This is a genomic window from Paenibacillus sp. CH40, assembly GCF_024213605.1.
GTDB classification, from domain to species: domain Bacteria; phylum Bacillota; class Bacilli; order Paenibacillales; family Paenibacillaceae; genus Paenibacillus; species Paenibacillus polymyxa_B.
In genome coordinates this window covers 321,073-345,282 of record NZ_JANAVQ010000002.1, presented here as the reverse complement: position 1 = coordinate 345,282, position 24,210 = coordinate 321,073, and the positions used below count along the sequence as shown (strand labels likewise).

23 protein-coding genes are annotated in these 24,210 nt (G+C 46.4%); 22 read left to right on the top strand and 1 reads right to left on the bottom strand.

Annotated features, from left to right (window positions below):
* The first annotated feature begins 5 nt into the window (after window positions 1-5).
* The 5 genes from NLX73_RS08020 to NLX73_RS08000 all read left to right on the top strand — a co-directional run bounded on the left by NLX73_RS08020 (window position 6) and on the right by NLX73_RS08000 (window position 5,296).
* Window positions 6-2,126, top strand: a complete 2,121-nt coding sequence (locus NLX73_RS08020) for a DNA ligase (protein WP_254325837.1) — start codon at window positions 6-8, stop codon at window positions 2,124-2,126.
* Window positions 2,123-2,422 (top strand): EscU/YscU/HrcU family type III secretion system export apparatus switch protein, encoded by a 300-nt coding sequence (locus NLX73_RS08015; protein ID WP_023988176.1) that lies wholly within the window; start codon window positions 2,123-2,125, stop codon window positions 2,420-2,422. Before NLX73_RS08020 ends, NLX73_RS08015 begins: the two co-directional genes overlap by 4 nt.
* Entirely contained in the window at window positions 2,422-2,805 is a 384-nt protein-coding gene (locus NLX73_RS08010; RefSeq protein ID WP_254325836.1) for a YraN family protein, read from the top strand. Before NLX73_RS08015 ends, NLX73_RS08010 begins: the two co-directional genes overlap by 1 nt.
* A 155-nt stretch (window positions 2,806-2,960) precedes the next feature.
* Window positions 2,961-3,512, top strand: a complete 552-nt coding sequence (locus tag NLX73_RS08005) for a nitroreductase family protein (protein ID WP_134904001.1) — start codon at window positions 2,961-2,963, stop codon at window positions 3,510-3,512.
* A 164-nt stretch (window positions 3,513-3,676) separates the two neighbouring features.
* Window positions 3,677-5,296 carry a YifB family Mg chelatase-like AAA ATPase gene (locus tag NLX73_RS08000; protein WP_254325835.1) on the top strand — a complete coding sequence of 540 codons (1,620 nt, stop codon included), beginning with the start codon at window positions 3,677-3,679 and terminating at the stop codon, window positions 5,294-5,296.
* Between the two features lie 372 nt (window positions 5,297-5,668).
* Here the strand turns inward: NLX73_RS08000 and NLX73_RS07995 are convergent, their stop codons facing one another.
* Window positions 5,669-6,097 carry an organic hydroperoxide resistance protein gene (locus NLX73_RS07995; RefSeq protein ID WP_013309874.1) on the bottom strand — a complete coding sequence of 143 codons (429 nt, stop codon included), beginning with the start codon at window positions 6,095-6,097 and terminating at the stop codon, window positions 5,669-5,671.
* A gap of 147 nt (window positions 6,098-6,244) precedes the next feature.
* Between NLX73_RS07995 and NLX73_RS07990 the strand changes: the two genes are divergently transcribed.
* From NLX73_RS07990 to NLX73_RS07910, 17 genes are all read left to right on the top strand, one after another.
* Window positions 6,245-6,715, top strand: a complete 471-nt coding sequence (locus NLX73_RS07990; protein WP_254325834.1) for a MarR family winged helix-turn-helix transcriptional regulator — start codon at window positions 6,245-6,247, stop codon at window positions 6,713-6,715.
* A gap of 338 nt (window positions 6,716-7,053) precedes the next feature.
* Window positions 7,054-8,214 carry an ADP-forming succinate--CoA ligase subunit beta gene (sucC, locus tag NLX73_RS07985; protein ID WP_053325253.1) on the top strand — a complete coding sequence of 387 codons (1,161 nt, stop codon included), beginning with the start codon at window positions 7,054-7,056 and terminating at the stop codon, window positions 8,212-8,214.
* 49 nt (window positions 8,215-8,263) lie between these two features.
* Window positions 8,264-9,193: a succinate--CoA ligase subunit alpha gene (sucD, locus tag NLX73_RS07980; RefSeq protein WP_254325833.1), complete on the top strand. Its 930-nt coding sequence runs from the start codon at window positions 8,264-8,266 to the stop codon at window positions 9,191-9,193.
* A 229-nt stretch (window positions 9,194-9,422) separates the two neighbouring features.
* The gene (gene dprA, locus NLX73_RS07975) at window positions 9,423-10,541 is read left to right on the top strand and encodes a DNA-processing protein DprA (protein ID WP_254325832.1); all 1,119 of its coding nucleotides are present in this window, start codon (window positions 9,423-9,425) and stop codon (window positions 10,539-10,541) included.
* Window positions 10,542-10,826: 285 nt separating this feature from the next.
* A complete protein-coding gene (topA, locus tag NLX73_RS07970; protein WP_061831859.1) occupies window positions 10,827-12,929 on the top strand; it encodes a type I DNA topoisomerase in 2,103 nt (700 codons plus the stop codon).
* Between the two features lie 27 nt (window positions 12,930-12,956).
* Window positions 12,957-14,297 carry an FADH(2)-oxidizing methylenetetrahydrofolate--tRNA-(uracil(54)-C(5))-methyltransferase TrmFO gene (gene trmFO / locus NLX73_RS07965; RefSeq protein ID WP_250272116.1) on the top strand — a complete coding sequence of 447 codons (1,341 nt, stop codon included), beginning with the start codon at window positions 12,957-12,959 and terminating at the stop codon, window positions 14,295-14,297.
* 26 nt (window positions 14,298-14,323) lie between these two features.
* On the top strand, window positions 14,324-14,866 hold the full coding sequence (gene hslV, locus NLX73_RS07960) for an ATP-dependent protease subunit HslV (protein ID WP_013309881.1): 543 nt from the start codon (window positions 14,324-14,326) through the stop codon (window positions 14,864-14,866).
* Between the two features lie 36 nt (window positions 14,867-14,902).
* On the top strand, window positions 14,903-16,303 hold the full coding sequence (hslU, locus tag NLX73_RS07955; RefSeq protein WP_254325831.1) for an ATP-dependent protease ATPase subunit HslU: 1,401 nt from the start codon (window positions 14,903-14,905) through the stop codon (window positions 16,301-16,303).
* Between the two features lie 408 nt (window positions 16,304-16,711).
* Window positions 16,712-17,119: a flagellar basal body rod protein FlgB gene (gene flgB, locus NLX73_RS07950; RefSeq protein ID WP_013309883.1), complete on the top strand. Its 408-nt coding sequence runs from the start codon at window positions 16,712-16,714 to the stop codon at window positions 17,117-17,119.
* Window positions 17,120-17,125: 6 nt separating this feature from the next.
* Complete coding sequence (flgC, locus tag NLX73_RS07945; protein ID WP_013309884.1) at window positions 17,126-17,578, top strand: flagellar basal body rod protein FlgC; 453 nt, start codon at window positions 17,126-17,128, stop codon at window positions 17,576-17,578.
* A 39-nt stretch (window positions 17,579-17,617) separates the two neighbouring features.
* Window positions 17,618-17,932: a flagellar hook-basal body complex protein FliE gene (gene fliE, locus NLX73_RS07940; RefSeq protein WP_254325830.1), complete on the top strand. Its 315-nt coding sequence runs from the start codon at window positions 17,618-17,620 to the stop codon at window positions 17,930-17,932.
* A gap of 35 nt (window positions 17,933-17,967) precedes the next feature.
* Window positions 17,968-19,551 (top strand): flagellar basal-body MS-ring/collar protein FliF, encoded by a 1,584-nt coding sequence (fliF, locus tag NLX73_RS07935; RefSeq protein WP_013309886.1) that lies wholly within the window; start codon window positions 17,968-17,970, stop codon window positions 19,549-19,551.
* Window positions 19,552-19,562: 11 nt separating this feature from the next.
* The gene (gene fliG / locus NLX73_RS07930; protein ID WP_013370674.1) at window positions 19,563-20,579 is read left to right on the top strand and encodes a flagellar motor switch protein FliG; all 1,017 of its coding nucleotides are present in this window, start codon (window positions 19,563-19,565) and stop codon (window positions 20,577-20,579) included.
* Complete coding sequence (locus NLX73_RS07925) at window positions 20,572-21,408, top strand: FliH/SctL family protein (RefSeq protein ID WP_025723732.1); 837 nt, start codon at window positions 20,572-20,574, stop codon at window positions 21,406-21,408. The genes fliG and NLX73_RS07925 overlap by 8 nt, the downstream gene beginning before the upstream one ends.
* Window positions 21,395-22,714, top strand: a complete 1,320-nt coding sequence (gene fliI, locus NLX73_RS07920; RefSeq protein WP_069291725.1) for a flagellar protein export ATPase FliI — start codon at window positions 21,395-21,397, stop codon at window positions 22,712-22,714. The genes NLX73_RS07925 and fliI overlap by 14 nt, the downstream gene beginning before the upstream one ends.
* Before the next feature lie 10 nt (window positions 22,715-22,724).
* Complete coding sequence (gene fliJ, locus NLX73_RS07915; protein WP_013309890.1) at window positions 22,725-23,168, top strand: flagellar export protein FliJ; 444 nt, start codon at window positions 22,725-22,727, stop codon at window positions 23,166-23,168.
* Between the two features lie 47 nt (window positions 23,169-23,215).
* Window positions 23,216-24,199, top strand: coding sequence for a magnesium transporter MgtE N-terminal domain-containing protein (locus NLX73_RS07910; protein ID WP_250261659.1), 984 nt, complete (start codon window positions 23,216-23,218; stop codon window positions 24,197-24,199).
* The last annotated feature ends 11 nt before the right edge of the window (window positions 24,200-24,210 follow it).

The window sequence follows — 24,210 nt, the reverse complement described above, 5'->3', positions numbered from 1 at the left end:
GCGATATGAACATCGGATCTGTATTTCGTGGATTACTTGGAGATGTGAAGGCTGGAGAGGCTAAAAAACTTGATATGCAGCCAGGTCAGGTTGTACGAGGAGTCGTGCTAAAGGTGTCTGAGGACGGCAGCGAGGCTGTGTTGCAAATACAAGGTTCTCAGGTCAGAGCAAAGCTGGAGACCCCTCTTCAACCTGGACAGACTACAACGTTTCAGGTTCAACCGGCTTCCCCCAGCGGAATGACGGTGCTTAAGCCTCTGAACGATGTGGCCAATACACCACAGCAAACCGTAGCGCTGACAGATGTATTGGAATCGGTGGGACTGCCGGATACAGCTCAGAACAGGGATCTTATACAGGCAATGCAAAAGAACGGTGTGCCGTTGACATCGGAAAATGCTGCGTCTTTGCGAGAAGCTATGGCGAAGCAAAGCGGCAATGTACAATTGGGAACGTTTGTACAGGCGGCGGCAGTTGCCTTTCAGCGGGGACTTCCATTGACGGCAGAAAGCATAAACGGATTGCGTCAAGCGATGTTTGGGCCTCCTTTAAATGATCTGTTGTCTTCGCTGGAGCAAGAGCTTGAAGCGGTATTAAAGCAGCAAGGACAGGGAATATCCACTGACCGTTCAGTGGGGGGATCAACAGCTATAAAGAGCGCTGATCGAATGCCTGCTAGTCCAACAGGTGCTTCTTCCGGGGTGGTTGTAGATGGACAGGAAGGCCAAGCTCCCATACTGTCCAAGGATGCTTCTACCGCTGCAAAGCAGGCAGAAGCTGGACAAACCACAGGCGGCAAGGAATTGTTAAAAGGGACTCAAGCAGCCAACCTTGCTGCTGCAGTGAGTGGAGCGAGTGCTTTGGCAACAGATTCAGATACTGCGACGGGGGCCACATCTGCAGCCAAAGGGACTGCTCCAGGAGAAGCGGGGACAGTCAATGGACGCGGAGCGACAGTGGCATCGGAAGCTAGCGTAAATGCTCCAGAATCGGGTGCTGATGCATTAAACGGTCCTCGCACCAGAGTGGAGCAGTCACAGTCACAGCAAGCTACTGCGGCAAGCACACAGCTTAAGGATGCGGATGGCGCTCCAGCGGCTGCCACGGCAGAATCTGCGGGGGCAAAGACAGCCTTAACCGCGGCCACGGCTGACCGTCCCACCGCACAGCAGGCTGGTAGCTCTATGCCGCAGCAATCCACGGCAGGCAACACTGCCGCGTCAGAGGTGCCGCTTCAGCGGCTACGTACGCTGCTGCAAGAGCTACGCGCGGCGGTGCCGCCCGTACTGAGCACGGCTACGCAAGAGCCGCCCGCAACGAAAGTGGCGCAGCCAATGGCTGGCGCCTCGCGGGCCGCAGACGCGGCTGCATCGCAGCCTGCGGCGTCCAGCCCGCAGCTCACCCCCACGGAGGACCCGTGGGTGGGCCGCGTACTGAAGCTGCTTGGTGCAGAGCACGAGCAGCAAGTACACCGCGCGACTACACAGGTCGCGCAAGGGGCGGCGGCACGTATGGAGCCGCCAGAGGGAATGCCCCAGACGCTGCCGGGATTAGCGGCTGCGTCTGGGGACACGGTGTCAGCAGACGCAGACACCGTAAAAGGGGCGCTACTCCAGCTGATGAGCAGTGACGATCTGCCGCCCGCTTTGAAAGAGGCGGCTCAGCAGGTTGTACAGCACCTGACAGGTCAGCAGTTGCTGCTCAACACAGACCGAACGGCGCCTTTTGCACAAGTACACATGTTTATACCGTTCGTTGGACCGGACGGTCGTGAAACAGCTACGATCCAGATTCAGTCCCGCCGCGGCAAACGAGGAGAGCTGGACGCCTCCAACTGTCGTCTATGGTTTGATTTGGACATGAAGGGGCTTGGACCGACCTTGGTAGATGTCCAGGTTGTAGATCGGATTGTAAGTGTCAAGCTCCATAATGATCATGAATGGGCTGCTTCGTTGTTAACCAGTGGGCGTGAGTCCATTCACACAGCGTTGGAGTCACTAGGATACCAACTTCTATCGCTTCGTGCCGAGCCCATGCCCATAAGAACTGAACAGAACAGTCTCGCCTCTTCTGAAGTACAAAGCTATGTGCCTCAGCCGTATAAAGGAGTCGATCTTAAAATATGAAAGAGCCGTTGGAACCTCCTTCTCCTTCCATAAAGAAGGCGGTCGCCCTTAAATATACGCCTGGTGAGAGCGAAGCACCGATTGTCGTTGCCAAAGGGAGCGGCCGTATTGCGGATAGCATTTTAGAAAAAGCTAAAGAACATGGTGTTCCAGTACAGGAGGACGCTGCGTTGGTTGAAGTACTATCCAAACTCGATTTGGACGAACAAATCCCTGCTGAGCTCTATCAGTTGGTGGCAGAGGTGCTTACCTATATATATCAAATGGATCGGCTTGCATCAAGGGATGACTGGTGATGTCGAATGAAATGAAGGCTGGAGGCAAGGATCAACGGAAAGCCAAAGGAGCGATGGGCGAAGAGGCAGCGGCTTTGTTTTTAGAAAACTTGAGTTACCGTATTATAGAGCGTAATTGGCGATGCCGCAGTGGTGAAATAGATTTGATTGCCAAGCAGGAGCATACACTCGTGTTTATTGAGGTACGTAGTCGAAGTAGCTCCAAATATGGAACGCCAGCAGAATCAGTTACTGCGCGTAAAATAGCCCAAGTTCGCCAAACAGCCGCTGTATATTTGCATATGAACGGGATTGGAGATGCTCCAATCCGCTTTGACATGATTTCTGTACAATTAATTGACGAAAAGGCAGTTGTTACGGACCATTTAATAGGCGCATTTTAAAAGAGTAAGAGCTTTTTCGAAGGTAAGAGTGCGGGACTGAATTCATATGTACAGGTTGACAGGAAGGAAAGCTACAGGTATATTTTATTGAGAATAGTTATCATTTTCATCTGAAAATGAATATCGAGAAGTTGTACCTGTGAAGGAGGATTTACGTGACAAAGCATACCTTTAGTGAACATGTCATAGATGTAATTCAGGAACGCCGGACGATTAAACGATTTAAATCCGACTCCATTCCGGTAGATACGATCAAAGAACTGCTCGACGTCGCTGTGTGGGCTCCTAATCATAAAATGCGTGAACCGTGGCGTTTTCTGTTGTTTGCTGGTGAAGGACGGAAAAAGCTTGCAAAAGCCATTGCAGCCGATATCGGTAAGGACAACAAGTTTGAGAGCGGCATTTTGCACAACCCGATCCAGCTTTTAGTAGTGATGGAAGAAGATCCGCGTCAAGCGGTTTGGGATGAGGATTTTGCAGCGGTCAGTGCGCTTGTACAAAACTTTATGCTTGCCGCATGGAGCAAAGGGATTGGAACGTTTTGGGTGACAAAGCCATTTTTGTATTCGCCTAAGTTCCGTGAGCACTTGGGAATTCAACCGGGTGAGAAGGTAATAGGAATGATATATGCAGGCTATCCTGACGTTATCCCAGAATCAAGACCACGTACTCCGGCAGCCGATAAGCTGACCTTGTTTGACAAATAATCTGTCGTCAGATAAACTTAGTCAAGAATTTTGAAAGGCATGGTTCGGAGTTAGAATTTCGAACATCACATTTGCAATAAATGAAAATTTGGAAGCACCTTTTTTCATATAGGCAATGATTCCCGAGAGGGACATTTCAATATGAGGAGAGGTGCTTTTTTGATATGTATGGAAAATTACATGGAGCTTGTCTATATGGGATAGATGGCGTTCTGATCGAAGTTGAGACTGATTTGTCCAATGGCTTGCCTCAGACAGCGATTATAGGATTACCGGATTCGGCGATTCGAGAGGCAGTGGAGCGTGTCAGAGCAGCAATTAAAAACTGTGGCTTTAAATATCCGTCCCAGCGTGTCACGATTAATTTAGCTCCTGCTGATTTGCGTAAGGAAGGTTCATCTTTTGACCTTGCTATCGCTTTAGGGTTGCTGACAACCAGTGAACAGGTCGTTTTACCCTTGGGAGAACGGACGCTGTTTATTGGCGAGCTGGCGCTGGATGGCAGTATTCGCCCTGTAAATGGGGTGCTGTCCATGGTTGACCTGGCCAAGCGAGAAGGATTCAACTCCGTGCTGCTTCCCCAGGAAAACGCAAGCGAGGCTCGTCTGATTACGGGTATACGTATTTACGCTATACGTCATCTAGCAGATCTTATTCCGATTGAAGATCGTGCACAAGGCACTGTTGATAGCCCAGCGACAAATCAGAGTTGTACTGCCAGTAAACAAGTCATGATCTGTTCCTATGACCATTTACCTCAAGCAGAGCATATACCGTTGTGTGAAAAAGAAGGGATAACTAGCAACATGGAGGATTACAGCGATGTGTTGGGTCAGTTGCACGCCAAGCGTGCGTTAGTCATCGCTGCAGCCGGAATGCATAATATCCTGCTTATGGGACCGCCGGGGGCTGGGAAAACAATGCTCATCCGCAGGTTGCCATCTATCCTTCCGCCTTTGACTGAAAAGGAGGCGCTTGAAGTCACCAAAGTATACAGCGCTGCCGGGAAGTGGAAGGAGTCATCGCCTCATCTGATGAATATTCGTCCCTTCCGTTCGCCTCATCATACGATCTCTGCTGCTGGTTTGGTGGGTGGGGGAGGTATACCCAAACCAGGAGAAATCAGTCTTGCACACCGGGGAATTTTATTTCTGGATGAGTTGCCTGAGTTTAGCCGTCATGTACTAGAAGTGCTGCGTCAACCTTTGGAAGACCACAATGTTACGATCAGTCGTTCACGTGCTGTTTTTAAGTATCCGGCGCATTTCTTACTTGCTGCCTCTTTAAATCCGTGTCATTGTGGCTTTTTCGGAAATGACACGGAACATCAGCGCTGTACCTGTTCACCTGCAGCAGTAGCCCGCTACCGTTCACGTATTTCTGGTCCACTGCTGGATCGGATTGATCTTCAGCTTGAAGTATCGCAACCGAAGGATTGGCGGGAGGAAAAAGAATCATTGTCGTCCGCTGAAATGCGAAGACAGGTGCTGGCTGCTCAAGCGATACAAATCCACAGATATAGCAAGCTTCCCTTTTCATGGAATAGTGAGCTGTCCGGTCAGATGCTTCGTAAATATGCTGTATTAGAAAAAAATGCAGCGGAGTTGCTTGATCAAACAATGGACGCACTCGGTTTAAGCATGCGTGCGTATGATCGAATTCTCAAGCTTTCGCGTACCATTGCAGACTTACATGACTCAGAGAAAATTTTGACTTCACATGTGGCTGAAGCTATTCAATACCGCCACATGGATAGAGCAAATGCCAGTTTTCCTGAAAGTTAAAAAGGCGATAAAACTTAGTAGTTATACACATTATCTTTATGAAAGAGTTTTTCCAAGGGGTATGTACAATAGAAAGTGGAAAAAAGAGCAAAAAAAAGCTCCAGGCAAAAAGACCTGGAGAAGAAAAATAAGATTATGACAATAGTGATTATACTATGAGTATATCATTTTCGTATATACGATTATGCATCATCTTCCATGTTACTTGATGGAAAAAAAACAAACAGTCTTTAAGGAATGGATAGCTCAAAGGATAATAAACCCCTCGACCAAAACGGTTGAGGGGCTTGTTGTGAACTTTATTCTAACGAAACGATTGAATCCATGAAGAGAGATGAGACGTCACCCTACATAAGCTTAAGGAAATCTAAGTTACAAAACGTTCAGTTTCACTTCAATATTACCGCGAGTAGCGCGGGAGTATGGACATTGTTCGTGCGCGCCTTCCACCAGTTTTACTGCGGTTTCATGATCGACGCCTTTTACCAGTACGTCGAGGTTTACTCCGATTCCGAAGCCACCGTCTTCCACTTTGCCGAAATGGACCGTAGCTGTTACTTCAGTACCTTCATGCTTAACACGTTGCATGCGAGCAACCATATTTAAGGCACTGTCAAAGCAAGCGGAATAGCCTGCTGCGAACAATTGCTCTGGATTCGTACCTGCACCGCCTGCGCCGCCCATTTCTTTTGGGGTATCAATATCTAAACGAAGTTCAGGGGAAGAAGACTCGATATAACCGTTACGTCCACCAACCGCTTTTACTGTTGTTTCATACATTTTTTGTTGAATGGTCATCATAATCCAATCACTGCCTCTCGCTCAATTTATATTTTACACAATTTAATTTATCAAAATAATTATTGTTTGTAAAGTATTTTGTGCAATTAGCATGTATTTTATTATATAATGTGCTAAAATAATGACGAAAGTAGGTGATCAGACAGCATGGAAAACAATCCTAATGAAGGTACAGCGTTGAAACTTGATAATCAGTTATGCTTTGCCATATATGCATGCTCCAGAGAGATTACGAAGCTATACCAGCCTTATCTGGAAAAGCTCGGTGTGACGTACTCGCAATATTTGGTACTTATCGTGCTCTGGGAGCGTGAAGAGTGTACAGTGAAGGAATTGGGGGAGGCACTATATTTGGACTCCGGCACACTAACTCCGCTATTGAAGAGATTGCAGAACGCCGGGCTTATCGATCGAAAGCGTTCCACTCAGGATGAGCGTAAGGTGCTGATTTCTTTGACGACAGAGGGAAGCGCATTACGGGAAAAAGCTCTGTCTGTACCAGGATGCATTCAGGAAAAAACAAGTATGGATCATGATCAATTTGGGTCGCTTCTGTTCCAGTTCAATGATCTGCTCGATCGTGTTCATCAAGCGAATGTACAAATTGAAAAATCATAAGGTATTTTCAGTTGCTCTTGCGAATCTTATGGCATGAGTTGTTCTCAGCTGAAAGAAAAAATACCTAATAATGCTTGAAGAATTAAAGTGCCTCTTAATGTGGATTAGGTAATCCCATATTGTAGAGGTGCTTTTTTTTATGTGAATTTGTATTAAAGGAATATCCAATAATATCCAAACATTCGATTTTGGGAATGATAATGATATCAAAATACTGTAATTCATGAGGTTGAATTATAAGGAAAGCGTTTTAAAAACATGTTACAATGATGTAGGTTTAGTATAGATTTCCTTGTGAACCGCCCTTGTTGCAGTCATGTTGATAGGAGGATTCCAGAATGAATATCCATGAATATCAGGGTAAAGAAGTATTGAAGCAGTACGGAGTGGCTGTACCGAACGGTAAGGTTGCCTATACGGTGGAGGAAGCCGTTGCTGCGGCAGAATCGCTTGGAAGCGCTGTTACGGTGGTAAAAGCACAAATTCATGCTGGTGGACGCGGTAAAGCGGGTGGCGTGAAAGTTGCCAAAGGTTTGGATGAGGTGCGGACTTTTGCTTCTGAAATTTTGGGTAAGGTGCTGGTGACGCATCAGACCGGACCTGAAGGTAAAGAGGTCAAACGCCTTTTGGTTGAGGAAGGCTGCGATATTCGTAAAGAATATTACGTCGGCGTTGTCGTAGATCGTGCGACTGGACGTATCGTAATGATGGCCTCAGAAGAAGGCGGTACGGAAATCGAAGAGGTGGCTGCAGCCACTCCGGAGAAGATTTTTAAAGCGGTTGTTGATCCAGCGATTGGGCTTCAGGTGTATCAGGCCCGTAAGTTGGCGTATGACATTAATATCCCAAATGAACTGGTAAACAAAGCGGTCAAGTTTATGCTGGCACTATACGAAGCTTTTGTGGACAAGGACTGTTCAATTGCAGAAATCAATCCCTTAGTCGTTACGGGTGATGGGAATGTACTGGCGTTGGATGCCAAACTGAATTTTGATTCTAATGCTTTGTTCCGTCACAAGGATATTTTGGAATTGCGTGATTTGGATGAAGAGGACGAGAAGGAAATTGAGGCATCTAAATACGATCTAAGCTATATCGCTCTGGACGGAAATATTGGCTGTATGGTCAATGGTGCGGGCTTGGCGATGGCAACCATGGATATTATCAAATATTACGGTGGCGATCCGGCCAACTTCCTGGACGTAGGGGGCGGTGCGACGACGGAAAAGGTAACCGAAGCGTTCAAAATCATTTTGTCCGATCCGAAGGTAGAAGGTATTTTCGTGAACATTTTCGGCGGAATTATGCAGTGTGACATCATTGCGAACGGCGTCGTGGAGGCTGCCAAACAGTTGGGGCTGACTCGTCCGCTTGTTGTCCGTCTTGAAGGGACAAATGTTGAGCTCGGCAAACAGATTTTAGCGGAATCCGGTTTGAATATCGTAGCAGCGGATTCCATGGCGGATGGCGCCCAAAAAATCGTCGAACTTGTTCAATAGCCTGTTTGCATTCCGATATGCCGAATAAACGATAGGGGATGTGAAGATCGTGAGTATTTTGGTCGATAAGCATACAAAGGTGATTACACAGGGGATTACGGGAAAAACGGCGTTGTTTCATGCCAAGGGTGCACTTGAATACGGTACACAAATGGTAGGTGGCACCTCTCCAGGTAAGGGGGGCACCGAGGTAGAAATTACACTGGAGAACGGACAACAGGTCAAATTGCCAGTGTTTAACACCGTAAGCGAAGCCAAGGAAGCTACTGGCGCAACAGCGAGCGTGATTTACGTGCCACCGGCTTTTGCAGCAGATTCCATTTTGGAGGCTGTAGATGCGGAACTAGATCTCGTGATTTGTATCACGGAGGGCATTCCGGTGCTTGATATGATCAGAGTCAAACGTTTTATGGAAGGTAAAAAGACCGTTCTGATTGGCCCTAACTGCCCAGGCGTTATTACGCCAGGAGAATGTAAAATCGGTATTATGCCAGGTTACATTCATCTACCAGGTCATGTAGGTGTTGTGTCACGTAGTGGTACTTTGACCTACGAAGCAGTGCATCAGTTAACGACCCGAGGAATAGGACAATCTTCCGCGGTTGGTATTGGCGGTGACCCCGTTAAAGGTTCAGAATTCATTGACATTTTGCAACGTTTCAATGAGGACCCCAACACTCACGCTGTCATTATGATCGGAGAAATTGGTGGTACAGCCGAGGAAGAGGCTGCCGAGTGGATCAGGGACAATATGACGAAGCCAGTGGTTGGTTTTATCGGCGGTGTGACTGCGCCTCCGGGCAAACGGATGGGGCATGCAGGCGCTATTATTTCTGGTGGAAAAGGAACGGCCAAAGAGAAAATTGCCACGCTTGAAGCCTGTGGGATCAAGGTGGCACCGACTCCTTCCGAAATGGGCTCGACACTGGTAAGTGTGCTGGAAGCACGTGGTATTTTGAATTTGTGTACGACACATTAAATCGTGTTTCTTCATTAAATATACAGGCCATAAAACTGCATCGAAATTTGCCGCAGGCTAGTGTATAATGAAAGAAAGGTAAGCAACCTTTTTATCTTCTGAAACAGGGGATGAAAAGGTTGCTTTTTTTTGCGTTAAGACAGGCTTGTCAGGGAAACGCTTGCAAAATGATTCATTGTGCCACAAAATAAGGGAGGGTTCACTCTTCCGTGAATGGGGGAACCATAGTTTGGAAGAAAGATGGCTTTTGTTAGGCTTGCATGAGTTAGAGGGAATCGGAAGAAAAACAATTCAGCGTATTTGGTCGAGTGACTATCGATTGCATGAGCTACTGTATTTTAGCGAACAAAAGTGGATTGAGATAGGATTAAGCCCTACTCAGGCACGAATTGCGGCTCAGTGTTACGATGAAGAATGGGTGCATGAACGATATCAGCGAGTTCAGTCCGGTGATATTGGAACGGTAACTTATGTGGATGAGGATTATCCCCTATTAATGAAGGAAACAGTTGACCCACCTTGGGTAATGTATACAAAAGGGGATAAATCACTTTTGCATACATGTTCTATAGCCATGGTAGGAACCCGCGTTCCCACCGCTTATGGACGTAGAGCAGCGGAGATACTAACAGAGGGATTATGTAATGCAGGGATTACAGTAGTTAGCGGATTGGCGAGAGGAATTGACAGTATTTGTCACGAAACAGCCCTGCGCCGGGGAGGAAACACGATTGGTGTACTGGGAACAGCGATTGATCAAATTTATCCTCCCCAAAATGCGTCTTTATTTGCAGAGATGGCTAGCAAAGGCTTGATCGTATCGGAATATCCTCCAGGCACGAGGTCACATCCGGGAATGTTTCCACAACGTAATCGGATTATAGCTGGCCTAACGAAGGGAACGCTCGTTGTCGAAGCAGATGCAAGAAGCGGCTCCTTGATTACAGCTGATGCTGCGCTAGAGGCAAATCGAGATGTGTTTGCTGTTCCCGGACCCATTACGTCACCGAAGAGTAGAGGCACGCTGAGCTTGATTAAGCAAGGAGCCAAAACAGTCACTGAAGCTTCGGATATTATTGAGGAGTATGAAGCAGATTTGCGTACAAGGGAGGTTTCTTCATACAATAGAGAGCAGAGTCTTAATCTGAAGGAGGCCTCCAAAGTGCCAGAAAGTGAGACTTCTGAGGAAAACCGTGTCATACTGTTGCTCGAACAGGGAACCATGACACTGGATGAACTGCTTGATGCTACGGCATGGGATTTTGGACTTTTACACGCAGTTCTGTTATCGTTAATCATAAAAAAAAGGATCGCCCAGCTAGCGGGCACAAAATACAAGCTTATTTAGTAGTTGTTTTTGCAAAATCCTTAGTTAGTAAATGCACAAATTCATTTTTAAACATCAGGTGGAGGGCAGTATGGCATTCATCCGCGCCGCGGATTCCTACTCCTTCCCCACTTCCTGAAATGTGTTGACATTATGACTCGCAGCAGCGGAGCAGATGGAATCTTTCTGAACAAGTACAGCGATCTGGAAAAATGACCAATCTGTGAAGCGCTCTCCGCGTCATAAATCACCACATTTCAGGAAGTCTATCATATTCATGTGTGTAATTGAGAGGAGGAAGAGCCTATGGCGGATTCACTCGTCATCGTGGAATCGCCTTCCAAGGCGAAGACGATCGGCAAATACTTAGGCAGCAAATATATCGTCAAGGCTTCCATGGGTCATATCAGGGATTTACCGAAGAGTCAGATCGGCGTAGAGGTCGAAAATGATTTTAATCCCAAATACATTACCATTCGAGGTAAAGGCTCAATTCTAAAAGAATTAAAGGATGCCCGAAAAAAAGTAAAAAAAGTATATCTGGCGGCTGACCCGGATCGCGAAGGTGAGGCTATTGCCTGGCATCTGGCGCATGCGCTGGAACTGGACGATACAGCAGATTGCCGTGTTGTATTTAATGAAATTACGAAGCAGGCTGTCAAAGATGCTTTTAAAACACCCCGTAAAATCAATATGGATTTGGTCAATGCTCAGCAGGCACGACGGATACTGGATCGACTTGTTGGCTACAAAATCAGCCCGTTGCTCTGGAAAAAGGTAAAAAAGGGCCTATCCGCTGGGCGTGTGCAGTCGGTTGCGGTGAAAATTATTTTGGACCGGGAAAACGAGATCAGTGAGTTTGTACCGGAAGAATACTGGACGATTACAGCTAAACTAGCTATTAAAGACAGCACCTTTGAAGCGAAATTTCATAAGCTACGCGGTGAAAAGAAAGAGCTCTCCAGCGAAGCGGATGTACAAGAAGTGTTGGAAGCTATCGGCAAATCGTCTTACAAGGTGCGCGATGTGAAAGAGAAAGAGCGTTTACGCAATCCTTCTCCTCCATTCACAACAAGTTCCTTGCAGCAGGAGGCGGCTCGGAAGCTCAACTTCCGTGCATCTAAAACGATGTCTGTAGCTCAGCAGCTATATGAGGGTGTGGATTTAGGTAAAGAAGGGACCGTGGGTCTGATTACGTATATGCGTACGGATTCCACACGGATCGCCGCTTCAGCTCAAGAGGAAGCGAAAGAATTAATTATTCAAAAATATGGCGAAGCTTTTGTACCTGAAACTCCTCGTCAATATTCAAAAAAAGCGGCCAACGCCCAGGATGCGCATGAAGCGATTCGCCCAACCTCTGCGTTACGCGATCCGGAAACAGTTAAGCCGTTTATGAGTCGGGATCAGTTCCGTTTGTACAAATTGGTATGGGAACGTTTCATGGCCAGCCAGATGGCTTCTGCTATTATGGATACTTTGTCCGTAGATATTGAAGCGGGTGAGACGATATTCCGGGCAGCAGGTTCTAAGGTTCGTTTTCCAGGGTTCATGAAAGTGTATGTAGAGGGAAATGACGACGGTAAAACCGAAGAAGATAAACTGCTGCCACCACTTCAACCAGGCGATAAATTAAAAAAAGAAGCGGTTGAACCGAAGCAGCATTTTACACAACCGCCTCCCCGTTATACGGAAGCGCGACTGGTGAAGACGCTGGAAGAACTGGGTATAGGACGTCCAAGTACGTATGCACCAACGCTGGAAACCATTCAGAAACGTGGGTACGTTGCTATTGAAGAAAAGAAATTTTTTCCTACAGAGCTGGGCGAATTGGTCATTGAACAGATGGAGGAGTTCTTTCCAGAGATTCTGAATGTGGAGTTTACAGCTAATATGGAAGGTGATCTTGACCACGTCGAAGAAGGCGAAGGTAATTGGGTCAAGGTGTTGAGTGACTTTTACGAGTCATTCGAGAAGCGACTTGAAGTGGCTGAAGAAGAAATGAAAGAAATTGAAATAAAAGATGAAGTATCCGATGTCATTTGTGATAAGTGTGGCAGCCAAATGGTGTATAAGCTTGGCCGATTTGGTAAATTTCTGGCCTGTTCTGCTTTTCCAGATTGCCGTAACACAAAGCCAATTGTTAAGGATATCGGGATTAATTGTCCTACATGCGGTGAGGGCCATGTCGTCGAACGACGGAGTAAAAAAGGACGTATCTTCTATGGATGTGACCGCTACCCGGAATGTGATTTTGTTTCCTGGGATAAACCGTCCATTAAGCCTTGCCCAAGTTGCAGTAGCCTAATGGTCGAAAAACGTACAAAACAAGGAACGAAGCTCAACTGTACTGTCTGCGATCACAGCGAAATGCTGGAAGAGAGCGATGAGAGCGTAGAGACTTCTTAAGAACAACAATAGCAGGGGGATTTAAACGTGAGTGAACTACAAAAGGTAACGGTCATCGGAGCAGGTTTGGCGGGCAGCGAAGCTGCCTGGCAAATTGCAAGCCGTGGAGTGCCAGTCAAGTTATATGAAATGCGGCCGGTTGTAAAAACACCAGCACATCATACAGATAAATTTGCCGAACTGGTATGCAGTAATTCCTTGCGGGCAAACGGCCTAACGAATGCAGTAGGCGTACTGAAGGAAGAGATGAGAATACTAAACTCCTTGATTCTGAGTGCAGCAGATCGTCATGCTGTTCCGGCTGGCGGTGCATTGGCAGTGGATCGTGACGGATTTTCCGGTCATATTACTGATACGCTTCATCAACATCCCTTGATCGAGGTTGTTAATGAAGAGCTTCAGGAAATCCCACAGGACGGTATTGTGGTCATTGCGACGGGGCCTTTAACTTCTCCGGCTTTGTCGGAACAAATTAAATCGCTGATGGGAGAAGAGTATTTTTATTTTTACGATGCGGCAGCCCCGATTGTAGAAAAGGACTCTATCGACATGAGCAAGGTTTATCTGGCTTCCCGTTATGATAAGGGAGAAGCAGCGTACTTGAATTGTCCGATGAACGAAGCGGAATTTGATGCTTTTTATGAGGCTCTGATTACGGCTGAGGTAGCGCAAGTCAAGGAATTCGAAAAAGAAATTTATTTCGAAGGCTGTATGCCCATCGAAGTGATGATGCAACGCGGGAAACAAACGGCATTGTTCGGACCGATGAAACCTGTGGGCCTCGTAAATCCACATACAGGTGAACTGCCCCACGCAGTTGTTCAGCTTCGGCAGGACAACGCCGCAGGAACGCTGTATAATCTGGTTGGTTTCCAGACTCATCTCAAATGGGGGGAGCAAAAGCGTGTATTTTCAATGATTCCGGGTCTTGAAGAGGCAGAGTTTGTACGTTACGGTGTGATGCATCGCAATACCTTTATTAATTCTCCGCAGCAACTTCATCCAACTTATCAGTTCAAAGGAAGAAGCAATCTGTTCTTCGCCGGACAAATGACCGGTGTAGAGGGATATGTGGAGTCAGCGGCTTCTGGTCTGCTGGCCGGGATGAATGCGGCACGAGCAGCGCGTGGACAGGAAATGTTTGTATTTCCTGCGGAAACGACATTAGGCAGCATGGCACGGTATATTACGACCGCTGATTTTAAGCATTTTCAACCGATGAATGCAAACTTTGGTTTGCTTCCAAAGTTGGAGAAACGGATTCGTAACAAAAAGGAAAAGAATGAAGCTCTCGCTAATCGCGCGCTGGAAAGTTTGCGCGGTTATATCAACGAAACGGGAGTTATGTCAGCTGAAGTACAGGCATAAGGATGAAGGAAAAGGAGGAGCGCGTTATGGATATGTCCTTTCATGCTACCACCATCTGCGCTGTACGCCACAATGGCAAAGGAGCTATTGCGGGTGATGGACAGGTAACGTTCGGCAACAGTGTTGTAATGAAGCAGACGGCTAAAAAAGTGCGCAGATTGTATCGTGGTCAGGTCGTTGCGGGATTTGCGGGTTCGGTGGCCGATGCTATCACGTTATTTGAAAAGTTTGAAAATAAGCTGGAGGAACACCACGGAAATCTTCAAAGAGCAGCCGTGGAACTGGCCAAGGACTGGCGTCAGGATCGTATCCTGCGCAAGCTGGAAGCGCTCATGATTGTGATGGACTCATCCGGAATGCTGCTCATTTCTGGAGGCGGCGAAATTATAGAGCCGGATGATGATGTGCTTGCGATTGGCTCAGGTGGTAATTTTGCATTGGCGGCTGCCCGTGCTTTCAAACGCCATGGCTCTGGCATGGAAGCAAAGGACATGGCACGGGAAGCGCTAGAGGTTGCTTCGGAAATATGTGTGTATACGAACAATCAGATTATCGTGGAAGAACTGTAAATCGGCTCTGAGTATTCAAGGGTGGAGGAGTGCAAAATGAATAATCAATCGTTGACGCCCAGACAAGTGGTATCCGAGCTGGATAAGTATATTGTCGGACAAAAGCAAGCTAAAAAATCTGTTGCTGTTGCCTTGCGCAACCGCTATCGGCGTAGTAAGCTGCCGGATGATATCCGGGATGAAATTGTGCCTAAAAATATTTTGATGATCGGACCGACAGGTGTGGGTAAAACTGAAATTGCACGTAGACTTGCACGGCTCGTGGGAGCTCCTTTTGTCAAGGTAGAGGCGACCAAATTTACAGAAGTGGGTTACGTCGGTCGTGATGTGGAATCCATGGTGCGTGATCTGATGGAAACCTCTATTCGCATCGTTAAGACGGAACGAACAGAGAATGTGAAGGACAAAGCGGAGGACATGGCAAATGAACGGATTGTCAGCATTCTTGTACCTGCAGAAAAGTCAAACAAATCGCAACGTAATCCCTTTGAAATGCTATTTGGCAATAACACGGGAACTTCGGTAGAAGAAGAACCACCACAACAGGATGGATCTTTGGCAGAAAAGCGCCGTAAGGTTAAATTCGATCTGTTATCCGGTAAGCTTGAGGATGATGTCATAGAGATTGATGTGGAGGATACTGCACCCAATATGCTCGATATGTTTGCTGGGCAAGGGAATGAACAAATGGGTATGAATATGCAGGAGATGTTCGGAAGTTTTCTGCCCAAGCGGACGAAGAAGCGCAAGCTACCAGTCAAGGAAGCTCGCAAGGTGTTGATTCAAGATGAGGCCGCCAAATTGATCGATATGGATGATGTGATTCAGGAGTCTGTGAAGCGTGCTGAGCAATCCGGTATTATTTTTATTGATGAAATAGATAAGATTGCCAGCCAGGGTAAGGGTAGCGGCCCCGATGTGTCGAGAGAAGGCGTCCAGCGCGATATTTTACCTATTGTCGAGGGATCTACCATCATGACCAAATACGGTCCGGTAAGAACAGATTACATTCTGTTTATTGCTGCAGGAGCTTTTCATGTTGCAAAACCATCTGACCTGATCCCTGAGCTTCAGGGTCGTTTTCCAATCCGTGTGGAATTAAGTAGCCTGACTTTGGATGAGTTTGTGTCGATACTGACGGAGCCTAAAAATGCGCTGACCAAGCAATACACTGATCTACTCCGTACTGAGGAAATTGAACTCGAATTTTCTGCGGAAGCGATCCGTGAGATTGCCAGCATTGCTGAGTCTGTAAATCGCAACACCGAAAATATTGGTGCACGTCGTTTGCATACCATTCTAGAAAAGCTGCTGGAGGATCTGTCGTTTGAAGCACCAGAGCTTACATTGGATCGTATGATCATTACCCCGGAATATGTACGTGAGAAGCTGGGAGATATTGCCCAAAACAGGGACCTTAGTCAGTATATTTTATGAATAAGGTTTCTAAAAATAGGGTGTGAGGTCCAGAATAACACTATCTTGCACCGTCGTTTAGACCTAGATAATGGTCAAGTTGATGATTTTTCTGTCTATTCCAAAAGTAGGACGTATAATCTTTTACAGGTGTAAAGTGCTAAGAAAACATTCATTTTCTTGAAATAAACCTGAAAAATTTAACATTTTATGCATCTAAAGCCCTCTTTTTTAAAAAAGATAGGGCTTTTTTCTTATTGTAATTAGGTCCCAACTCTACGAAACTTAGAATATATGACAGAAAGTTATTATTTTCTACTTAAGACCTAAAAGAAATGTATAATTATGAAATTTTATTGTCGAAAAAAAGTGAAAAATCTTGTTTTATTGAATCTTACTTTGGAGTAGACGCTGGGAGGGAGGAGCTAAATGAATCTGCTGGGTGATATGAGCTTTCAAAAGCTTCAGGCAGGTGTACAGGCGGCAAATACGAGACAACGTGTGATGGCCGACAATATATCCAATGCGGATACCCCGTATTTTAAGCGTTCGGAGGTTTCATTTGAAGAACTGCTTCAGCAGCAAATGGACGGTGATGTCACACCACTACGTGGAAAAGTAACCAATTCAAGACATTTTCAAATAGGACCTGTGAACTCCATTCCAGATGCCACGGTCACCAAAGATGGGTACTCAGTCATGAATAACAATATGAACAACGTAGATATCGACAGAGAAATGAGTCTTATGGCTGAAAATCAACTAAGATATAATACCTACATCCAAGAAATTAATGAGCGCATCAAGATGATGAGAACAGCGGTAGAAGGGAGATAGGACTAGGTGAAGATTAACAACGGCTTTGATATTAGTGCATCTGCTCTTACGGCCCAACGGTTGCGGATGGACGTTATATCTAGCAACATTGCCAACGCAGAGACAACTCGGGCGAAAGTAGAGAATGGACAAGCAGTTCCATATCGGAGAAAAACGGTTGTTTTGGAGCCGAACCAATCTGGCTTTGCCGATGTTTTGAAGGCTCAAATGGAAGGAAGTAGCACAAGCGCTGCTGGCGTTAAGGTTTCGCAAATTCAGGAAGATCAGTCACCTTTAAAGCCTGTGTACAATCCGGGTCACCCGGACGCTGATAAAGATGGCTATGTATATATGCCTAATGTAGACATTATGAAAGAAATGGTCGACATGATTTCCGCAACACGCTCATACGAAGCCAATGTAACAGCTCTGAATGCATCAAAAGCTATGGTTTCCAAAGCGCTTGAAATCGGTCGCTAAGTTCTAGGACTACTAACTACTTAATAGGGAGAGTAAAACATGATTCAGAACGCCATGTTTAATGTACAGACACCGGCAATACAGCAGATTCAATCGCCTAACAATGAGTTGACGAAAGCGACGCCTTCCGAATCCTTGAAGGATTTTGGTTCCTTCCTAAAGGATGCTCTCAATGAAGTAGGGCAGCAGGAAGTCGCTACGCACCAGATGTCCGACCAATTCATGGCAGGCAAAGTTGATGTAGATCAGGTCATGATCACTTCCCAACAAGCGCTGCTTTCCCTGCAGCTTACTACACAGGTCCGAAACAAAGCGATCGAAGCCTATCAGGAGATCATGCGTACACAGATGTAAAGAGGGTTTAGCAAAGTTTCGGATGGGGTGACGGAGTGAACGAGAGAATCGCCCAATATCGGGATAAGATTTCCGGGTATTGGAATAATTTCAGCAAAAAACAGAAAATATTACTTGTTTCGACATTAGCATTCATCATTATCGCCGTTGTAGTGCTAACGATGCAGTTTACCAAAACCGAGTATGAAGTGGCTTTCCGAGATTTAAATGCTAACGATGCTGCCGGAGTCATTAAATATCTCGATTCTGCGGGTATACCGTACCAACTTAATGCTGGTGGGACACAAATCTCAGTCCCAACTGCTAATGCGGATAAGGCGAAGGTAGATGTTGGGTCTCAAGGCCTGATTCAGAAGGGTTCAATCGGCATGAGCGCTTTTGACCAGTCCTCCTCTGCGATTGGTATGACGGAGAACGAGTTCAATGTGAAGTACAATAATGCATTGAACGGCGAAATACAGCAATTGTTGGAACGGATGGATGGTGTCCAAAGCTCCAAAGCTGTCATTAATATGCCAAAGGAAAACATTTTTGCCGGACTTGAAGAAAAGGACAAAGCCTCCGCTTCGATTCAAATGGAATTCGAGCCTGGCTTTACTCCAAATCAGCAAGCGATCGACGGATACTTTAATCTGGTAAAAACGGCCGTGCCGAATCTGCCAGTGGAAAACATTACGATCACCAATAAGGAATATGAGTTGATTCCAACGGCCAAGGGCGGCCAAGGTGGGCTCACTAGTGGTGTTCAGGAAAACATGGCTCTACAGAAGAAGTTTGAGAGCGATGTAAGGAATAATGTCCAACAATTTTTGTCGAAAATTGTTGGAGACGACAAGGTAAACGTGCTGGTTATGTCTCAGCTAAATTTCGACAAAGTCACATCAAAAGAACAAATGGTCACACCTGTTGATCAAACGAAAATGAAGGGTATTGAAATTAGCGCCCAACAGATTCAGGAAAGCTATACGGGCAGTAGTGGACAAACCGGAGGAGTTGCAGGAACAGGAACACAGGATGTTCCGGGCTACCCGGGAGGAGCTAATTCCGGCAATACCAGCTCAGATAAGAGCTCAAGTACGATTAACTACGAAGTTAACCGAATTGCAAGGGATATCATCCAAAGTCCGTACACTGTAAAAGATTTAACCATTAATGTTGCAGTTGAACCACCAACAGGTCAGCAAACGTTGGATACTGCAACTCAGACAGCAATTCAAAATATTTTGGTTAATATTGTAAGAGCATCTTTGGCGAATTCTGGTACTACTATTACAGACGCTGATTTGGCTAAGAAGGTTTCAGTGTTCTCACAAGCTGTTCCAGCGCCTGCGAGCACGAATACATTCTTCTCAGCTTCCAACCCTTGGCTATGGGGCATCGGAGCTGCTGTTCTGGCACTGCTGGCGGGGGTAATCTTCCTCATCGTACGCGGTCGTCGTAAGCAGGAAGAAGAGTTGGATGAAGAATTGCAACTCATGCCAACGCCGACGGAGTTCCCGTCTATTACCATGGAAAGTGTGACAAATGAAAGTCAAGTGCGTAAACAGCTTGAAAGTCTGGCGAAAAAGAAACCCGACGAATTCGTCAATCTGCTTCGTACATGGCTGGCTGACGAATAGAGGTGAGTTCATTGGCAAAGGCAAGCAGTCAAGGTTTAACGGGAAGACAGAAAGCAGCTATACTTCTGATCACAATGGGACCAGAGGTATCTGCTCAAATATTCAAGCATTTGCGTGATGAGGAGATCGAGCAACTTACATTGGAAATTGCCAATGTGCGGAAGGTCGATGCCATTGAGAAGGACTCCATCATGGCCGAGTTTCATCAAATTTGTCTGGCTCAGGAGTACATTTCCCAAGGCGGTATTAATTACGCTAAAGAAATATTGGAGAAAGCACTCGGATCGCAAAAAGCAGTTGAGGTCATTAACCGTCTAACAGCGACGTTACAGGTAAGACCCTTCGATTTTGCCCGCAAGGCTGATCCAAACCAGATATTGAATTTTATACAGAATGAGAATCCGCAAACGATTGCTCTCGTGCTTTCGTACTTGCAATTTGAGCAGGCGGCTGCAATTCTGTCGTCTCTGCCACAGGAAAAACAGGCAGATGTAGCCCGGCGTGTCGCTGTCATGGACAGTACATCTCCGGAAGTTATTTCTCAGGTGGAACGAGTGTTAGAGCAAAAGCTGTCTGCAACCGCGACGCAGGATTATACGAATGCGGGTGGTATCGAGTCCATTGTTCAGATTTTGAATGGCGTAGACCGCGGAACCGAACGTACGATTCTCGACTCGCTTGAAATTCAAGATCCAGAACTGGCTGAGGAAATCAAGAAAAGAATGTTCGTGTTCGAGGATATCGTCAATGTGGACAATCGTTCCATTCAGCGCATTATCCGCGATATCGACAATGCAGATTTGCAATTGGCGCTTAAAGTGTCCAGTGAAGAAGTACGCGATGTGATTTTCCGAAATATGTCGAAACGTATGGCAGAAACCTTCAAAGAGGAAATGGAGTACATGGGACCGGTGCGGTTGCGTGATGTGGAAGAAGCACAGACACGTATCGTATCGACGATCCGCAGATTGGAAGAGGCCGGTGAGATTATAATCGCACGCGGCGGAGGAGATGACATCATTGTCTAACTTGATTAAATCTTTCCAATATGTTCCTGTAGAGGCTTTGAAAACAATTGATGTGGCACATACGTATGCGCCAGAAACGACGGACGAAGAAATCACAACTGAATATACGGAGCCGGAGCCTCAGCGAGATCACGAGGCTGAACGGCTACGGGATGAAATGCTGAATGATGCTAAGGATTTTGCCGAACGTCAGGTTCGCGAGGCAGCTGAAGAAGCGGAACGGATGCTTCAGGAGGCACAGCAGCAGATTGAAGCCTGGTGGCAGGAACGACGCGAGCATGACGAGCAGTTAACCCAGTCGTTAAAAGCTGATGGGTTTCAGCAAGGATATGAAGAAGGTCAGAAGCTGGCTGAGGCCGAGCTCCAGACGAAATCAGAGCAGATGATGGAAGAAGCACAGGATATTCTGCGTCAGGCCTATGAGATCAAGGAACAACTGATTCAGGAAGCTGAGCCTTTCCTGGTTGAACTGAGTAGTGCTATTGCTGAGAAGGTCATTGAGAAACAGCTTAGCCTTGAGCCTGAATACACGATTGAATTAATTCGTAAAAACTTGGCTCGTAAGCGGGAAAAAGGAACCATTACATTGTGTGTGTCGCCTCAGCATTTCGCATTTGTGCAAGGTGCACGAGAAGAATTGTCATTAACTGTCGATTCGCAGGCAGAACTGCAAATTATACCTGATGGTACCGTTAAAGATCGCGGTTGTGTTATCCGTTCTTCCTTTGGAAGTGTGGATGCGCGGATTGATACGCAATTAGCTGAGATCAAAAAGGAATTACTGCGTCTGGCACATGAGAATGAGGAGCGAAGACATGAAGGGGCTTAATGCGCAGCGCTACATGGATCATTTGCGCCAGCTGGACCCGGTTCGGGTAAATGGCAAGGTTACGCAGGTTATCGGCCTGATGGTTGAATCGGAAGGTCCAGACGCCAGTATCGGGGATGTTTGTTACATTTATCCGGGTAAAACGGCCAAGCCGTTGCAAGCGGAGGTTGTAGGCTTCAGGGACAATAAGGTGCTTCTGATGCCACTTGGAGAACTGCAATCCATTGGTCCCGGTTGTGATGTTGTAGGAACAGGGAAACCGTTGAATGTGCAGGTCGGGTCGGAGCTGTTAGGTAAAGTGCTGGACGGCTTGGGTCAGCCTCTGGATGGCTCATTGATTCCCTCGCGAATGGCGAGATATTCAACCTTCAATATTCCGTCCAATCCGCTGAATCGTCCGCGTGTACAGGAACCAATCAGTATCGGGGTGCGCGCTATCGACGGGTTGCTTACTATCGGTAAAGGACAGCGGGTTGGTATTTTTGCAGGTTCGGGTGTAGGTAAAAGTACCTTGATGGGAATGATTGCTCGTAATACGGAAGCTGATGTGAATGTAATTGCCTTGATCGGGGAACGTGGACGCGAGGTGCTGGACTTTATTGAACGGGATTTAGGCCCGGAGGGACTAGAACGTTCCGTGGTCATTGTGGCAACTTCCGACCAGCCTGCGTTAATCCGTATTAAGGGTGCACTTATTGCAACAACGATCGCGGAATATTTTCGGGATCGCGGGTTGAATGTCATGCTGATGATGGATTCAGTTACCCGGTATGCGATGGCCCAACGTGAAGTGGGACTAGCCGTAGGGGAGCCACCAGCAATGAGAGGGTACACCCCTTCCGTGTTTGCTAGTCTACCTAAGCTTTTAGAACGTGCAGGGACAGGTCCTACTGGCTCCATAACCGCTTTTTATACGGTACTGGTCGATGGTGATGACATGAACGAGCCCATCGCGGATGCGGTGCGCGGGATTTTGGATGGACATATTGTCTTGAATCGTGGAATTGCGAACAAAGGACATTTTCCAGCAATTGATGTGTTAGCGAGTATTAGCCGGGTTATGAAGGATATCGCACCACGAGATCAGATAGATGCTGCCGAGAACATTAAGCGCTTGATGGCCATTTACAAAGATTCGGAGGACCTGATTAATATCGGGGCCTATCAGCAGGGTTCAAATGCAGAAATTGACGAATCCATGGAGCGCATACGGGATATATGGGATTTTACAAGACAAAGAACAGATGAAAAGGCTGAGCTGGATGAGGTAAGGGAGCGTTTGATTTCTGAATTTACGAGGAGATGAAGGTTGAACGATGAGATTTCAGTATTCCTTTCAGAAAGTTGTAGACTTGAAAACCAACGAAAAGTCACAGGCCGAATGGTTGCTTTCCAGTGCTGTCGGGCAATTGCAGGCTGAGGAGCAGACATTAACACAGCTTGTAGGCGAAAGGAATCGGGTCATATCAGCCATTCAAAAGGCTGCCGAGGATTGCGCGCCACTCTCTACCATTCAGGAATTACAGGCTTATGTTAATCATCTGGACCAATGTATTACACGCAAGCATAGGGATGTTCAATATGCGCAGCAAAATGTGCAAAGCAAACAAACCGTTTTGACCGATAAAATGCTGGATGAACAGGTTTGGCTGAAAGCGAGAGAGAAGGCCAACGTGAAATTCCAACAGGAAATGCTCCTGCGCGAGCAGAACGAGCTGGATGAAATGGCTTCCGTGCGATTTGCCATGAAAGCCCGGTAAGCGGAAAGTCATAGGATACGCATATCAGCTGCCTGAGGAGGAAGACGATGGCACAGAAGTTAGCAGAAAATGAACTGGATATGGATTTAGGAAAAGAATCAGGCGGGGGATTTGAACGGTTTATGTTTTTCCTGATTCCGATTGTGTTCACAATCGTTCTGGTCGGGGTCCTGCTTACATTGTTCAATATGGACTTCAGAAGCGAAATGATTTCGTTAGGGAACAAAATACCAGTTGTTAAAAATTGGATACCTGAACCGAAAGATAAGGCTACTCAGACGAAAGAGGCAGATCAGAAGGCTCAGTCTGAAAGTTCTGAAGCAACTATTGAGCAGTTAAAGGCAGATTTAGCCAAGCAGACGGAGGAGCTTAAAAAGGCTACCGCTGCTAAGACGACACAAGATAAAAAGGTTACTGAACTGCAGAATCAGGTCAATACGCTGCAAACGCAACAGGAGCAGCAGTCACAGGCTAGTCAGCAGGGACAGGCCGGTACGCAAACTACAGGTGGAACAACAAATGAAGATCCTTATGTAAAACAGGCCAGAGATCTTGCTAGCATGTATGAAGGGATGACAGCAAGTAAAGCGGCACCGATTATGGAGAATCTGACCACGGAAGAGACTGTGCAGCTGTTAAGCTACATGGACCCTGCCAACAGTGCAAAGATTTTGCAAAAGATGGACGCTAAAAAAGCAGCCGATATTACTATGGCTCTGAAAAACGTAACGCCATCTACGGATTTGTCAGTTGCTGCCTTGCAGTCTCGTCTGAAAAAGGATCAAGGTACCACAGCTGGAACAACGAGTAAGAGTTTGCAAAGCACTCAAATCAGTAGCACATTTGCTTCCATGGACAAGAAGAGCGGTGCCGAACTTATTTTACAAACTTACAAAATCAGTCCAGACAAGGCATTAAACATATTAAATACAGTAGATGATTCGACACGTGGTTCTTTACTTCAAAATATGTCTGCCAAGGATGCAGCTCAGACCGCAAAAATTTTGAACAAACTGATGGGCAGTAAGTAATTTAAATGAAG